The organism is Pseudomonas antarctica, from assembly GCF_900624995.1.
Lineage (GTDB): Bacteria > Pseudomonadota > Gammaproteobacteria > Pseudomonadales > Pseudomonadaceae > Aquipseudomonas > Aquipseudomonas antarctica.
The window spans coordinates 1-15,260 of sequence record NZ_UYXQ01000098.1; the positions used below are offsets into that span (position 1 = coordinate 1).

Consider the following 15,260-nt stretch of genomic DNA (forward strand, 5'->3'; position numbering starts at 1 on the left):
GCACCAATGTCGGGCATCCACCGCCCGTACCGCAAAACAGGCGGGCGTTTGGGCCTTGCCGATAGATCCGCCTGACCGTCTCGATCTTCCGGGTTGAAGGCTTGTGGGAGTTGATAAGTAGTGGAAGCGAACCTGAGTGTCTTGCAGGCCCAGCCCGGCACAGAGTTGCTGGCGGGTGGTATCGTCGAACGGTTTGCTGTCCAGATACAGGGGGGGCAGGGCGCAGCCCGCGCGATTGAATACCTGGTCGAACAATGACACGCGTTCGCCTGAGGCATGAACGGGTAACTGATGAAGCCAGGCGGCAAACTCTTCGGCTTGCAACGTGTAGCGCTTGCTCAAATAGCAAAAGACCCCCAGCGCGCGGAGGGTGTTATGGGTGATCAGCCGCGCGCGGTCGCGTTTGTCTTCGCAGCGCATGGCGCTGACCAACAGGGTGTCCAACTGCGCGAAAGGCAGGCCGAGCCAGCGCTGTAGGCGAATCATGCGTTGCAGCCTGTCGAAGCGCTGAAGGCTAACGTTGGTCAGCTTGGCGGGTGTGCCGTTGTCCAGTCTGATAGTGGGCGTGGCCGTACCGTTGATGTAACACGCACCGTAAGTGAGGCCGGTGTCTTGCTTGCAGTAAGGCGATACGCGTGGTGACTGAGTCTGTTGTGCAAGCAGTGCCTGAAGCTGTTCGCCATCCAGTTGTGTATGGCGCAGAAAGTCAGTGAGCTTCACTGGGCCTATCGTATCTGTCTCCCAGTTGTAATAGTTGCGATAGAAACTTTTCGCGTCCGCTTGGGCTACCAAACTATTTTTCAGCAGGGTCTGTTGTTGAGGACTCAACCCCGATAACTGACATTGGACCTCATTGTTCTGTTCGCGGACCTGCCCGTAAGTGCTGGTTTCTCCCACCAGGGGCAGTTGGCGACTGATGCGATAGTTCAATTCCCCCAACGCCGGCTTGTTGCCCGACAGACCCTGTTGGCATTGCTGGTGGTGGAAGTGATAGGGCAGCGAAAACGGATACCAGGTACCACTCAGCAACGCGTAGACTTCTTTGTCTTTGTCTTTGTCTTCGGCCTGCGTGATATTTTCGAGCAAGATCTCATTGACGATCGACAACATGGGCACCTGGCCCGAAACGCTTTGTGGGTTGATCATCAGGTCTTTCAGCTTCGGGCGTCGCTGGGACAGCTTGAGCGCGTTTGTGTCCTTGGTATTTCCTTCCAGCTGCAGGGCGAATATATAGAGCGCCCGCAGGTAGGCCGTCGGCGAATCGACCGCTGCAATGGACGAACTGGAGCAGAACTGGTGCCAGTTTTCGTCGAATAAGGCCTGGTAGGTGGCGCTGGTTTCGGGGGTGATACTGCGCTTATTGCGCGGGGACGACGGAGGGGACGAGACTTGCTGTTCGCGAAATAACGTTTCCAGTTGCGCGGCGGCGCTCTGGGCCTTGAGGTACACCGTGTGCGCATCGTCATCGTTGTACCTTGCCAGTTGCTCGGCAAAGGCCCCTTCGGGCAATCGTACGATGTCAAATACCGAGTTGAGGTTGAGGCGCCGCAAGGCGGTTTTGAAATCGTCCCGACCTGGGGCGGGAGGGCGTGTGTGATCAATCAGTTGAGCGAGCAAGGGGCTGCTGTCGGCTTCCATATCCATACATTCCTTCAGTCCCGCCGATGGGGCCGGCGAGTGATGAAATACGCTATCACGCAGGTTCTCGGGGCCGAGGTAAGCCCGTGCCGCGACAGCAGCGAGGAAATATCAGCGCATCGGAGTCGATGTCATAGCGAGGCGGGTTTTGTTAGAATCCGCCCGCGCCGTTGAGCGGCGACGTTATTTTTAAATCCGGTTCACCCCTTACGAGGGTAGCCACCTGGAGAAAACACCCATGACTCAACCGATTGTCGTGGCGGCACTGTATAAGTTCGTCACCCTCGAAGATTACGTCGCCCTGCGCGAGCCACTGCTGCAGGCAATGGTCGACAACGGCATCAAAGGCACCTTGCTGATCGCCGAAGAAGGCATCAACGGCACCGTTTCCGGCAGCCGCGAAGGCATTGATGGCCTGATGGCCTGGCTGAAGAATGACCCACGCATGGACGATATCGACCACAAAGAGTCGTACTGCGATGACCAACCGTTCTACCGCACCAAGGTCAAGCTCAAAAAAGAGATCGTGACCCTGGGCGTCGAAGGCGTCGACCCGAACAAAAAAGTCGGCACCTACGTCAACCCGCAAGACTGGAATGCGCTAATCAGCGACCCCGAAGTGCTGTTGATCGACACCCGCAACGATTACGAAGTGTCCATCGGCACCTTTGAAGGCGCTATCGACCCGAAAACCACCAGTTTTCGCGAATTTCCCGATTACATCAAAGCCAATTTCGACCCGGCCAAGCACAAGAAAGTCGCCATGTTCTGCACCGGCGGTATTCGTTGTGAGAAGGCCTCGAGCTATATGCTCAGCGAAGGTTTCGATGAGGTCTACCACCTCAAGGGCGGCATCCTGAAGTACCTCGAAGAAGTGCCTCAGGAAGAAACCAAGTGGCAGGGTGACTGCTTTGTGTTCGACAACCGCGTGACCGTGCGCCACGACTTGAGCGAAGGTGACTACGATCAATGTCATGCCTGCCGCACACCCGTGAGCGTAGAAGACCGCGCGTCCGAGCACTATGTGGCTGGCATCAGTTGCCCGCACTGCTGGGATAAGCTGCCGGAGAAGACCCGTCGTAGCGCAATCGACCGGCAAAAGCAGATCGAGCTGGCCAAGGCCCGCAACATGCCGCACCCGATTGGCTTCAACTATAAGCAAACCCCTTCCGAGGCCTGACCCATGCCCGCGCGCCTGCTCTATGTGATGGACCCAATGTGTTCCTGGTGCTGGGGCTTTGCCCCGGTCGCGCAGGCGTTGGTCGAGCAGGCCCAAGTGGCCGGCGTCGATGTGCACCTGGTGGTGGGCGGCTTGCGCACCGGCAGTGGCGCAGCGCTGGAGCCAACGACCCGGCGCTATATTCTTGAGCACTGGCAGGCCGTCACCGAGGCCACCGGCCAGCCGTTCAAGCGCGACGGTGCGTTGCCCGACGGCTTTGTCTATGACACTGAGCCGGCGTGCCGTGCAATCGTCACCGCACGTAGCCTGGCGCCGGATTGCGCGTGGAAACTGCTGGGGCTGATCCAGCAGGCATTTTACGTCGAGGGCCGTGATGTGACTCTCGCCAGCGTATTGGTAGCGCTGGCCGAAGAGGCCGGTATCCCGCGAATCGAATTTGCCGGCGCGTTTGATCGCGCCGAGCAGCACGCGGCGACGGCCGCCGATTTCACCTGGGTGCAGGATCTGGGCATCGCCGGTTTCCCGACCCTGTTGGCAGAGCGTAATGGCCAGCTTGCGTTACTGACAAACGGCTACCAGCCGCTGTCCGAGCTATCGCCATTGCTTGCCCGCTGGTTGGAGCGAGCTAGCTGTGCATGATCAGCCTGACATTGCCGAGCAGCCCAAGCGCACTGACCGACTGACCTGGGCGGACATTCGCCGCCTGGCCCTGCGTCACAAAAAAGCCCTGTGGATCGCCAATGGCGTCGCCGTGCTGGCCACCCTGTGCAGCGTGCCCATCCCATTGCTGCTGCCCTTGCTGGTGGACGAAGTGCTGTTGGGCCGTGGTGATGCCGCCCTCAAAGTGATGAACAACGCATTGCCCCTGGGTTGGCAGAAGGCTGCCGGTTATATCGGCCTGATGCTGTTGGTGACGCTAAGCCTGCGTTGCGGCGCACTGGTGTTCAACGTGGTGCAGGCACGCCTGTTTGCGCGGCTGGCCAAGGATATTGTCTATCGCATTCGCGTGCGCCTGATTGAGCGGCTCAAGCGCATTTCCCTCGGCGAATACGAAAGCTTGGGCAGCGGCACGGTCACCACGCACCTGGTCACCGACTTGGACACGCTGGACAAATTTGTCGGCGAAACCCTCAGCCGTTTTCTGGTAGCCATGCTCACACTGGTGGGCACTTCGGCGATTCTGGTGTGGATGCATTGGCAGCTGGCGTTGTTGATCCTGCTGTTCAACCCGTTGGTGATCTACGCCACGGTGCAGTTGGGCAAGCGCGTCAAACACCTGAAGAAACTGGAAAACGACAGCACCTCGCGCTTCACTCAGGCGTTGACCGAAACCCTCGACGCCATCCAGGAAGTCCGCGCCAGCAACCGCCAAGGTTTTTTCCTCGGGCGCCTCGGCCAGCGTGCCCAGGAAGTGCGCGACTACGCGATCCACTCGCAATGGAAAACCGACGCCTCCAGCCGCGCCAGTGGCTTGTTGTTCCAGTTCGGCATCGACATTTTTCGCGCGGCGGCGATGCTCACGGTGCTGTTTTCCGACCTGTCTATCGGCCAGATGCTCGCGGTGTTCAGCTACCTGTGGTTCATGATCGGCCCGGTGGAACAGCTGCTGAACCTGCAATACGCCTTCTATGCCGCGGGCGGAGCGCTGACGCGGATAAACGAGTTGCTGGCGCGCGCCGACGAGCCGCAATACGCCGGCGGCGCAGACCCATTCACCGGGCGTGAGACCGTCGGTATTGAGGTGCGGGGCCTGGATTTTGGCTACGGTGAAGACCGGGTGCTCAATCAGTTGAACCTGGCCATTGCGCCGGGGGAGAAAGTGGCGATTGTCGGCGCCAGCGGCGGCGGCAAAAGTACGCTCGTGCAACTGCTGTTGGGGCTTTACACGCCGCAGGCCGGCAGTATTCGTTTCGGCGGTGCAACCCAGCAGGAAATCGGCCTCGCGACTATCCGCGAAAACGTCGCCGTGGTGCTGCAACACCCGGCGTTGTTCAATGACACCGTGCGCGCCAACCTGACCATGGGCCGCACCCGCAGCGACCAGGCCTGTTGGCAGGCGCTGGAAATCGCCCAGTTGGATGCTACCGTGAGGGCATTGCCCTTGGGGTTGGACAGCATAGTGGGGCGCTCCGGCGTGCGTTTTTCCGGTGGCCAGCGACAACGCCTGGCGATCGCGCGCATGGTGCTGGCCGAGCCGAAAGTGGTGATTCTGGATGAGGCCACGTCCGCCCTGGACGCCGCCACCGAGTACAACCTGCACCAGGCGCTGGCGCGGTTTCTCAGTGGGCGTACTACACTGATCATCGCCCACCGGCTTTCAGCGGTGAAGCAGGCTGACCGGGTGTTGGTGTTTGACGGCGGGCACATCGCCGAGGATGGCGACCATCAGCAATTGATCGCGGAGGGTGGGTTGTACGCCAAACTTTATGGGCACCTGCAACAAGTGCGTTGAATTAGCCTAGGCTGTGCTATCGGGAGCGGATGTTCGCGTGCGTATTTGGCTGTGCATGTGCAAGGGACTTCATGAAGCAAAAACGGACTCTCGGAGCGACGTTAAGCAGGCCTCGGCTGTTGGGCATGGTCTGGCCCTTCATCGCCGTCGTACTGTTTCAGGCATTGTTAGGCTGCGTCAGTCTCTACGTTCTCTCAGCGGTACGTGGTTATGTGGCGGGGGAGAGCCTATGGTCCAAGGGTCAGAAAGATGCCATCTACTACCTGACGCTTTACGCCGATAATCGCGACCCCGCCACTTACCTCAAGTACCAGCAAGCCATCGCCGTGCCGCAGGGCGGGCATGAGTTGCGTATTGCCCTCGACCGCCCTACCGCCGACCTCGCCGCCGCGCGCCTGGGCATTCTCAAAGGCGGTAACCACCCTGATGATGTGTCCAGCCTGATCTGGCTGTACCTGAATTTTCGCCATTTCAGCTATCTGGAAAAAGCCATTGAGCTGTGGACCGTGGGCGATGGTTATCTGGTGCAATTGGACGACCTGGCGCAGGCGATGCACCGAGCGATCAGCAGTGATCAGGTCAGCAGCAGCGATGTAAGGGAGTGGAAGGGGCGCATCACGGCCATCAACGATGGCGTGACGCCGGCTGCGAAAGCGTTCAGCGACGCCTTGGGCGAAGGCTCGCGGGTCATTCTGCGGCTATTGTTGATCACCAACCTGGCCACCGCCCTGGGCCTGATCGCTCTGGCACTGCTGCGTACTCACAAGTTGCTGACCCAGCGACATGCGTTCGCCAGCGCCCTGCAAGCGGAAAAAGAGCGAGCGCAGATCACCCTGGAGTCGATTGGCGATGGGGTGATCACCACCGATGTTGACGGTGCCATTGCCTACATGAACCCTGCCGCCGAGGCGCTGACCCATTGGAAGACGGCCCAGGCCCAAGGTTTGCCCTTGGCGGCGTTATTCAGCCTGCTCGATGAAAATGCCGAGCCTGATGCCTTTACTTTGTTAGAGCATGTCATCAAGGGTGAACTCGGTGGCGGCAGTGAGCATTCCAAGCTGATCCAGCGTGTGGACGGCAGTACGGTGTCGGTAACCCTGGTAGGCGCACCCATCCGCAGTGCCGGCAAGGTCAGCGGCGCGGTGCTGGTGCTGCACGATATGACCCAGGAGCGCCAGTACATCGCCAACCTGTCGTGGCAGGCGACCCACGATGCCTTGACTGGCCTTGCCAACCGCCGCGAGTTTGAGTTCCGCCTCGAACAGGTGCTGCAACAGGTCGCTCGTCAGCAAAACCCGCGACATGCCTTGATGTTCCTCGATCTGGACCAGTTCAAGCTGGTCAACGATACCTGCGGTCATGCCGCCGGTGACGAGCTGCTTCGGCATATCTGCGCGCTGTTGCAATCGGACTTACGCGAAGGTGACACCCTGGCGCGCCTGGGCGGCGATGAGTTTGGCATCCTGCTGGAGAACTGCCCGGCAGCGGTCGCGGAAAAGATCGCCGAGAGCCTGCGCCATACCGTGCAAAGCCTGCATTTTGTGTGGAAGGGCCGGCCATTCATGACCACTGTCAGTATTGGCCTGGTGCATATCTCGCAAACCCCGACGACCTTGGAAACATCGCTGCGTGCCGCCGATATGGCGTGTTACATGGCCAAGGAAAAGGGCCGCAACCGTGTACAGGTTTACCATGCGGACGACTCGGAATTGTCGCTGCGATTCGGTGAAATGGCCTGGGTCCAGCGCCTGCACATGGCCTTGGATGAAAATCGTTTCTGCCTGTATGCGCAGGAAATTTCGCCTTTGGGCCAGACGGATGGCGGCAATGGGCACATCGAAATTCTGCTGCGCCTGCACGATGAAGCCGGCAGGATAATTCTGCCGGACAGTTTTATTCCGGCCGCTGAACGTTACGGCCTGATGACGTCACTGGATCGCTGGGTAGTCGAAAATGTGTTCAAACTTATCGCCGACTGTATTGGCGAGCGGCCAGGCCGGCCGATGGCGATGTGTGCGATTAATCTGTCAGGTATTACCATTGGTGATGACGAGTTTTTCGGATTTTTACGTGAGAAATTCACGGCTTATAACATTCCGCCGGCAATGATATGTTTTGAAATAACAGAAACCAGTGCTATCGCAAATCTCGGTAGTGCAATTCGTTTTATTAATGAACTCAAAGCGTTAGGTTGCCATTTTTCACTTGATGACTTTTGCGCCGGAATGTCCTCATTCGCCTATCTCAAACATTTACCTGTAGACTTCCTGAAGATCGATGGAAGTTTCGTAAAGGATATGCTGGACGACCCGATTAACCGCGCCATGGTCGAAGTGATCAATCACATCGGCCACGTCATGGGTAAGCGCACCATTGCCGAGTTTGTTGAGACACCGCAAATCGAACAGGCTTTACTTGAGATCGGTGTGGATTACGCTCAGGGCTATCTGATTGAACGCCCGCAATTGTTTACCTTTGATAGCTTGCAGTGTCGACCCGTGCGGCCACAGCCTCTGGTGTTCAAGGCGCCCGGCACATTCCGCTGAACCATTCACTGGTCTGTACTATCACACTAAAAAAGGAGCCTTACAGTGATCGACACCTTCAATCGAACCGGCCCGCTTATGGAAGCCTCGAGTTACCCCGCCTGGGCGCAGCAATTGATCCAGGACTGTAGCGAGAGCAAGCGCCGAGTTGTCGAACACGAACTGTACCAGCGCATGCGCGATAACACGCTCAGCGCCAAGACCTTGCGCCACTACTTGATCGGTGGCTGGCCAGTGGTGGAACAGTTTGCCTTGTACATGGCACAGAACCTCACCAAGACCAAATTTGCCCGCCATCCTGGGGAGGACATGGCGCGCCGGTGGCTGATGCGTAATATTCGTGTGGAACTGAACCATGCCGACTATTGGGTACATTGGGCCCGCGCCCATGGCGTGAGCCTGGAAGAGTTGCAAGCGCAGAACGTACCGCCGGAATTGCACGCACTGAGCCATTGGTGCTGGCACACCAGCTCGGCCGATTCGTTGATCGTTGCGATTGCCGCGACCAACTACGCGATCGAGGGGGCGACCGGGGAGTGGTCTGCCGTGGTGTGTTCGACCGGTGTGTACGCGGCAGCCTTCCCTGAGGAAGAGCGCAAGCGCGCCATGAAATGGTTGAAGATGCACGCGCAGTACGACGATGCCCACCCGTGGGAAGCGCTTGAAATAATCTGCACCCTGGCAGGGATGAACCCGAGCAAAACCTTGCAGGAAGAACTGCGTCAGGCCGTGTGCAAAAGCTATGACTACATGTACCTGTTTTTGGAAAGCTGCATGCGTTTGGAGAAGGAGAAAGACAAGGAAAAGGCGCCCCTAGCGATTCGCGAGCGTCAGGCACGCGTCGCCAGCGAGGCGTGATGTAAAGGTGATGGCGGGGTGCTTACCCCGCCATTGCCAAGCGGTTGCGGCCTTCGCGCTTGGCCACGTACAAGGCGTTGTCGGCGCGGCGTAACAGGCTTTCGGCCGACTCGGCGGCCAGCAAGGTCGAGCAGCCCAGGCTCACCGTCAATTCGATCTTGGTGTCATCTGCCCAGTAATCCTGAGCGTGTGCAGCCCGGCGCAAGCGCTCGCCGACCATGCCTGCCGCATCCCGGCCGGTGTTCGACAGCAGGATTAGAAACTCTTCCCCGCCAAACCGAAACACCATGTCCACGTTGCGCAGTTGGCTTTTGATCGAGCCGGCCACGGCGCGCAGTACTTTGTCGCCGGCCGCATGACCGTGGGTGTCGTTGATGTTCTTGAAGTGATCGATGTCCAGCATCAGCAAGGACAGCGGGCTCAGGTGCCGCCGGGCCATGTCGATTTCCCGTTGCAGGGTCTGGTCCATGGCAATGCGATTGCCGGTTTCGGTCAATGGATCGCGCAGCGCGCTGCGGGTGGCGGTACGGTAGAGCAGGGCGTTGCGCATCGGGTACAGCAAGCTCGCCAGCAGCGCCTCCAACTGGCTCAGTTCGTCGTCCATTAAGCGCTGGTTGCGACGGAATATCAGCTCGCCCAAATGCTCGCCTTCATGGCTCAAGGTGTAGCTCACCGAGTGGTGGCCGCGATGGCCGAATTCCAGGCGTAGGTCGCTGGGTTCATGGCGGTAGTGCAACGCGTCCAGGGGCACCAGGCGTTGCACCTCGCGAAAGAACAGGCCAAGGATGCGCTCCGGCTCCAGGCTGGTCTGCAATTGCTGGCCCAGTTGCTGGCGCAGTTCGTTAAAAGTGACGGGGCGGCGGGGACGAAGGGCTGGTTGACCAAACCCCAGGCGTTGCAATTTTGCACTGTCGAAGTCAATTGCGTTGGTCTGGGTTGGTGATTTCATAAGCTAACGGCCTCTAAGCACTTAACTGTCTTACAGGCTCGATGAGAGTGGCGAATGCCAAGCGTCTTACTGCTCCTTCAGTTCTGTAAAACATCGGAAACAGTCTAAACCGCTTTGCCCGGGGTTATAACCCCTAGGCCCTGCCACACGTCTTGTCATCGCTTAACCTGCTTGAAAGGGCTTAGAGCGATATTCGTGCCACTTTGTTTAACTTAATAAAACTCCTTATAAATCAACGACCATTTTTAAAGTCAAAAACGGTCGTTGCGTAATGACGTCAGTTATTTGGCTGGTTGAGTTGCGATGGTGCCCGACGCACCTGCCGGACCTTACTGTTTTTGTGGGTCGAACTGTTTATCGCGAATAAACAGCGCCGGTATCACGCCATAGGGAATCCCGTACAGGAAGCCGAACACCACCAGCATCCACAAGATATTGTCGGGGCTCTGGAACAGCACGATCACCGGCAGGAACGCCGCCGTGCCGAGTGCGGCTAACGCGAACACGCTGCGGCGCCCTAAGCGGTCGGCAGGTTTGGTTTTCCAGAGCCGTTCACGAATGTCTTGCGGGGCACTGACGAGCGAGGCTCTCAATTGATTGAGCGCTTGAGTTTTCGCTCTGACTGCGCTGCGCCGAGCAACCGACTCCCCGCATCGCCTCTGCCACACCCGATGGGGGCTTGGCGATTGCCGTAGCGTTTCCCGAACGAGGCCCCTATCAGGTCGCAGATGCTGGGCCCGGCGATGCCAGGTAGCGTCAGCGCCCAATCCTATTGGCTAATCCCCGCACGGGTCAGATTGGGCTGACGCTCTTGAGCGGAGTGAACGGAGTGTCCCAGCAATTTCCCGGCGACTCATGCTCTGGCGCATGCAGAGGCCCAGAGCGACAGCCAGGCAGTGCCACTTTCCTTGTGCCCAAATATAGGTGATGTCACCGCCCCCGTCCTGATTGGGAGCTGGCACATCAAACTCAGGGTTAAAGGTTTGCGGGATATCGAGTCTTTCTACAGCCGCTCGTTTAACGCATGTGGGCCGGGTTGTTTACTGACTAAATCGAGCCCGCGCACCTACGCAAACGGCTTGATGAGCAGATCAGGGAGTATGCAGGCCTGCACCCGTAGCGCCGCCTCGTTATGCCCGCGCCGCCACTCCGCAGGGCCTCATTAACCAACAGGACGGAAATGATGCCTTTGTCGACGCAAGATTCGGTCGCGCGATCCCTTAACGGGGCTGTGCAGGTGTGCGCACGTTTTGAGAGGCGCACGCCATTGTCGGCTCAGGCATTGCCATAGGCGTGCATGAAACGAATGGCTTCGCGAAAACGGCCCTCGGCTTTAGTAACGCGCCCGCCAGCGGGTTGATGGCGCGCCGGCCTAGCGCGAGTCGGTCGCCTGCACGGGGCTGCCGGTGTCTCACTTTGAGACAGCTGTATAAGCCCAATACACCACGCGTCGCGACCGTTACGCCTGACTGGGGCCTGAAAAGGCCGCAGCCCTGGGCTCGCGCCACTTGGGTAGGGCTGGCATGGGCCTTGCTCCTCGGACTTTTACTACATCCACAACAATGAGGCCTCGCCCATGGAACACGTACCGCTGCATTCCAAGACCATCGAATTCCTCTCCAAGCGACCTCAAATGCTGATTGGCGCTGGATGGATAGACGCCGCCAGCGGAGCGACCATGGTCGTGCGCAACCCCGCCACCGGTGAACGCTTGCTGGACGTACCGTCGGCCGATCACGTCGACGTAGACCGCGCGGTGCAGGCCGCACGCCGTGCTTTCGATGACTCGGCGTGGAGCCGCACACGTCCACGTGAGCGGCAAAACCTGTTGTGGCGTCTGGCCGACCTGATTGAGCGCGACGCCCAGGTAATCGCTGAGTTGGAATGCCTGAACAACGGTAAAAGCGCGCAGATGGCGCGCTTGGTTGACGTGCAACTGTCCGTCGACTCCCTGCGCTATATGGCTGGCTGGGCCACCAAACTCTCCGGCACCACGGTAGATCCGTCTTTGCCACTGATGGCCGGCGGCGAATTCCACGCGTTCATCCGCCGCGAGGCGGTGGGCGTTGTCGGCGCCATCGTCGCCTGGAACTTCCCCTTCATGCTGGCCTGCTGGAAGCTCGGCCCGGCCCTGGCCACTGGTTGCAGCCTGGTGCTCAAGCCTGCCGACGAAACCCCGCTGAGCGCCCTGAAACTGGCCGAACTGGTACTTGAGGCGGGCTACCCCGCCGGTGTCTTCAACGTCGTCACCGGCACCGGCCTCCAGGCCGGCGCAGCACTTACCCGTCATCCAGGCGTGGACAAACTGACCTTCACTGGCTCCACAGAGGTAGGCAAGCAGGTCGGCAAGGTCGCCATGGACAATATGACGCGCGTCACCCTGGAACTGGGTGGTAAATCGCCCACCATCGTGCTGGCCGACGCCGACTTGCAGGAGGCCACCGCCGGCGCTGCCAACGCCATCTTCTTCAACCAGGGCCAGGTGTGCTGTGCCGGATCGCGTCTTTATGTGCAGCGCAAACACTTCGACCGCGTGGTTGGCGGCATCGTCGATATCGCCAATGGCATGAGGTTGGGCAGTGGCCTGGACCCTAGCGCGGACATCGGGCCGCTGATCTCCGCCAAGCAACAAGACCGGGTGTACAACTACATCGAAACGGGCCGCGAACTGGGCGCCACCATTGCGTGCGGCGGCGAAAAGCAGGGCCCTGGTTACTTCGTCCAACCTACCGTTATCGTCGACGTCGATCAGAAGCACCGCCTGGTGCAGGAAGAAATCTTCGGCCCGGTGCTGGTGGCCATGCCGTTCGATGACATCGATGAAGCCGTGCGCCTGGCTAACGACAACCCCTACGGCCTGGGCGCCAGCATCTGGTCCAACGACATGAGCGCGGTGCACCGCATGATCCCGCGTATCAAGTCGGGTTCGGTCTGGGTCAACTGCCATACCGCCCTTGACCCTGTCCTGCCCTTCGGCGGCTACAAGCTTTCCGGCGTCGGCCGCGAAATGGGGGCGGCAGCTATTGACCACTACACGGAACTAAAGACGGTGATGATCAAGTTGTAACCCTTTCAGGTTGGGGCAGCCCGAAAACGCCTCAGCCTATTTTTATTCTCTGCGGCTCGCCAGCCCGTCTTCATCACTCAGCTATCAGCGCAACTGGCACGCGCAACTCCGTCTTAGAACGATAAAAACAAAGGAAACGTCATGCATCAAGACAGTGACAAACCGCAGCAAAGTTACACCCGCGGCGTTCAAAACAAAGCGTTGCTGACCATGACCATTGGCCAGGCACTCGATCAGACCGTAGCGCAATTCCCCGGCGGCGAAGCGCTGGTGGTTCGCCATCAGCAGTTACGTTATACCTGGCAGCAATTGGGCGACGCAGTAGACCTTTACGCCAGAGCACTGCTGGCCCTGGGTTTGAAAACCGGCGACCGGCTCGGCGTTTGGGCGCCCAATTGCGCGCAGTGGTGCATTGCGCAATTCGCCACGGCGAAGATCGGCGTGGTGCTGGTCTGTATCAACCCCGCCTACCGAACTACCGAACTCGAATACGCACTCAAGCTGTCCGGTTGCCAGTGGTTGTTGTGCGCCGGTGCGTTCAAGACCTCCGACTACCATGCAATGCTGCAAAGCTTGCTGCCTGAGTTAGCGGCACAACCGACCGGCCAACTACGAAGTGAGCGCCTACCGGAGTTGCGCGGCTTAATTAGCCTGCAAGCCCAGCCCCCGGCGGGCTTCCTATCGTGGTCGAAACTGGGGGAGTTGGCAGCCAGCGTGCCGAGCGAACAACTGAGCGAGCGTCAGAACAGCCTGCACTTCGATCAAGCGGTCAATATCCAGTTCACCTCCGGAACGACCGGGTTCCCCAAGGGCGCCACCCTCAGCCATTACAACATTCTGAACAACGGCTACATGGTTGGCGAAAGCCTGGGGCTGGCCGCAGAGGACCGTTTGGTGATCCCGGTGCCCCTTTATCACTGCTTTGGCATGGTGGTTGGCAACCTCGCCTGCCTGACCCATGGCACCACCATGATTTATCCCAGTGACGGCTTCGACCCACTCATTACACTCACCACGGTCGCCGAAGAAAAGGCCACGGCCCTGTACGGTGTGCCGACCATGTTTATCGCCATGCTCGATCAGCCGGGCCGCGCTGAGCTCGATCTGTCGAGCCTGCGCACCGGCATCATGGCCGGGGCGATTTGCCCGATTGAAATCATGCGCCGGGTCATCGACGAGATGCACATGCACGAAGTACAGATTGCCTATGGCATGACCGAAACCAGCCCGGTGTCGCTTCAGACAGGGCCGCACGACAATCTGGACATGCGCGTCACCACCGTGGGCAGAACCCAGCCGCACCTCGAAAGCAAGATCATCGACGACGCCGGCAACCTGGTGCCGCGCGGCACCATTGGTGAGCTGTGCACCCGCGGTTATAGCGTGATGGTTGGTTACTGGCACAACCCGCAGGGCACCGCAGAAGCCATTGACCGTGCTGGCTGGATGCACACCGGTGACTTGGCAAGCATGGATGACGAGGGCTATGTGCGCATCGCCGGGCGCAACAAGGACATGATCATCCGAGGAGGTGAGAATGTTTACCCCCGTGAGTTGGAGGAATTCTTTATCACCCACCCTGCGGTTGCAGACGTGCAGGTGATTGGCATTCCCTGCACCCGATTCGGCGAAAAAATCGTCGCGTGGATCAAGCTCCACCCCGGTCACAGCGCCACCGAGCAGGAGCTGCAAGCCTGGTGCAAGGAGCGCATCGCAAACTTCAAGACCCCTCGGCATTTCAAGTTCGTCGACGAGTTTCCGATGACCGTGACCGGCAAGGTCCAGAAATTCATCATGCGTGATATCAGCATTGCGCAGATGGGTAACGAGCCGTAAGAATTGGGATTAGCCGCGATGGCTGATAGGCGATAAACGCGCATCTGCCATCGCAAACAATCTATGTTGCGCTGGGACGCCCGAGGCTTACGGCTTGGCGATCAGACGCGATTCACGCGCGTTGCGAAAGGTCAGGCTGGCGATGCCCTGACAGGCGTGTTATTTCCCCAACCATTCATGCACGCTTTCGGGCGCTCTTCGTAATAGTCCGGCGTTACAAAGATCAGCTTGCAGGGATGGCCTTGGGCTTCGAGTTTGGCGCGGTAGTCGTCGGTGATGCGCTCGTCGCGCACCGGTTGCGTTTTGATCGCTGACAGGCCGACGCGATTTAGCTCGGCCCAGCCGTAGAACTGGCAGGTGGCAAGCTCTACGAAGTCGGCTTCCGGGGCGACGCACAGTCCGATGATGCGGTCGATGTTGTACCGATGGGGAGGAAGTTCAGCACCATCGGGTAGCCTTGGGCTTTCACCGCGCGGGCCATCGCTAATTTCTGGGCAAAAGCCTTCTTGGAGCCGGCCAGCATTGCGGTGCGCTTGGCCCAGGCGTTGGCGGAAATAGGCGCAGCAGGCGAGGTCGATCCAAGGGTAGTGCTGCGGCCAACTGTCCAGGCGTGATTGATGAGTCCAGTGCACACCATCGTCGGAAAGCGCGATGCAAGACTGGGGACGTGGCTGCGCGTGCAAGGTGCCCTCGCGCACGCCGCGGCAATGGCGGCAGTTGCCGCCCCACTAAGG

The 15,260-nt window shown here is 59.2% G+C and carries 9 protein-coding genes and 3 pseudogenes; 7 read left to right on the forward strand and 5 right to left on the reverse strand.

Annotated features, from left to right (window positions below):
* Positions 1-1,644, reverse strand: a 1,644-nt coding sequence (locus tag E0F99_RS24435) for a Tc toxin subunit A (RefSeq protein WP_341273820.1), incomplete at its 3' end; no start/stop codon positions are given.
* Positions 1,645-1,876: 232 nt separating this feature from the next.
* Between E0F99_RS24435 and trhO the strand changes: the two genes are divergently transcribed.
* From trhO to E0F99_RS24460, 5 genes are all read left to right on the forward strand, one after another.
* Positions 1,877-2,818: an oxygen-dependent tRNA uridine(34) hydroxylase TrhO gene (trhO, locus tag E0F99_RS24440; RefSeq protein ID WP_083357597.1), complete on the forward strand. Its 942-nt coding sequence runs from the start codon at positions 1,877-1,879 to the stop codon at positions 2,816-2,818.
* A 3-nt stretch (positions 2,819-2,821) separates the two neighbouring features.
* Positions 2,822-3,457 carry a DsbA family protein gene (locus E0F99_RS24445; RefSeq protein ID WP_083357598.1) on the forward strand — a complete coding sequence of 212 codons (636 nt, stop codon included), beginning with the start codon at positions 2,822-2,824 and terminating at the stop codon, positions 3,455-3,457.
* Complete coding sequence (locus E0F99_RS24450) at positions 3,450-5,270, forward strand: ABC transporter ATP-binding protein (protein ID WP_408003429.1); 1,821 nt, start codon at positions 3,450-3,452, stop codon at positions 5,268-5,270. The genes E0F99_RS24445 and E0F99_RS24450 overlap by 8 nt, the downstream gene beginning before the upstream one ends.
* Before the next feature lie 71 nt (positions 5,271-5,341).
* Entirely contained in the window at positions 5,342-7,816 is a 2,475-nt protein-coding gene (locus E0F99_RS24455; RefSeq protein WP_083357599.1) for an EAL domain-containing protein, read from the forward strand.
* Positions 7,817-7,894: 78 nt separating this feature from the next.
* The gene (locus tag E0F99_RS24460) at positions 7,895-8,674 is read left to right on the forward strand and encodes an iron-containing redox enzyme family protein (protein WP_408003436.1); all 780 of its coding nucleotides are present in this window, start codon (positions 7,895-7,897) and stop codon (positions 8,672-8,674) included.
* Between the two features lie 22 nt (positions 8,675-8,696).
* Here E0F99_RS24460 and E0F99_RS24465 read toward each other — a convergent pair whose 3' ends face one another.
* The 3 genes and pseudogenes from E0F99_RS24465 to E0F99_RS30610 form a co-directional block, all read right to left on the reverse strand.
* Complete coding sequence (locus tag E0F99_RS24465) at positions 8,697-9,623, reverse strand: GGDEF domain-containing protein (RefSeq protein ID WP_083357601.1); 927 nt, start codon at positions 9,621-9,623, stop codon at positions 8,697-8,699.
* A 329-nt stretch (positions 9,624-9,952) separates the two neighbouring features.
* A pseudogene (locus tag E0F99_RS24470) lies at positions 9,953-10,153 on the reverse strand (hypothetical protein); the annotation flags it as partial.
* Between the two features lie 330 nt (positions 10,154-10,483).
* Positions 10,484-10,689 (reverse strand): annotated as a pseudogene (locus E0F99_RS30610) (IS3 family transposase); the annotation flags it as partial.
* A 510-nt stretch (positions 10,690-11,199) separates the two neighbouring features.
* Between E0F99_RS30610 and E0F99_RS24475 the strand changes: the two are divergent.
* Entirely contained in the window at positions 11,200-12,690 is a 1,491-nt protein-coding gene (locus E0F99_RS24475; RefSeq protein ID WP_083357602.1) for an aldehyde dehydrogenase family protein, read from the forward strand.
* Between the two features lie 141 nt (positions 12,691-12,831).
* Positions 12,832-14,526 carry an AMP-binding protein gene (locus tag E0F99_RS24480; RefSeq protein ID WP_083357603.1) on the forward strand — a complete coding sequence of 565 codons (1,695 nt, stop codon included), beginning with the start codon at positions 12,832-12,834 and terminating at the stop codon, positions 14,524-14,526.
* Positions 14,527-14,687: 161 nt separating this feature from the next.
* On the opposite strand, the pseudogene E0F99_RS31290 reads toward E0F99_RS24480, so the two are convergent.
* A pseudogene (locus E0F99_RS31290) lies at positions 14,688-15,049 on the reverse strand (pyrroloquinoline quinone biosynthesis protein PqqE); the annotation flags it as partial.
* Between the last annotated feature and the right edge of the window lie 211 nt (positions 15,050-15,260).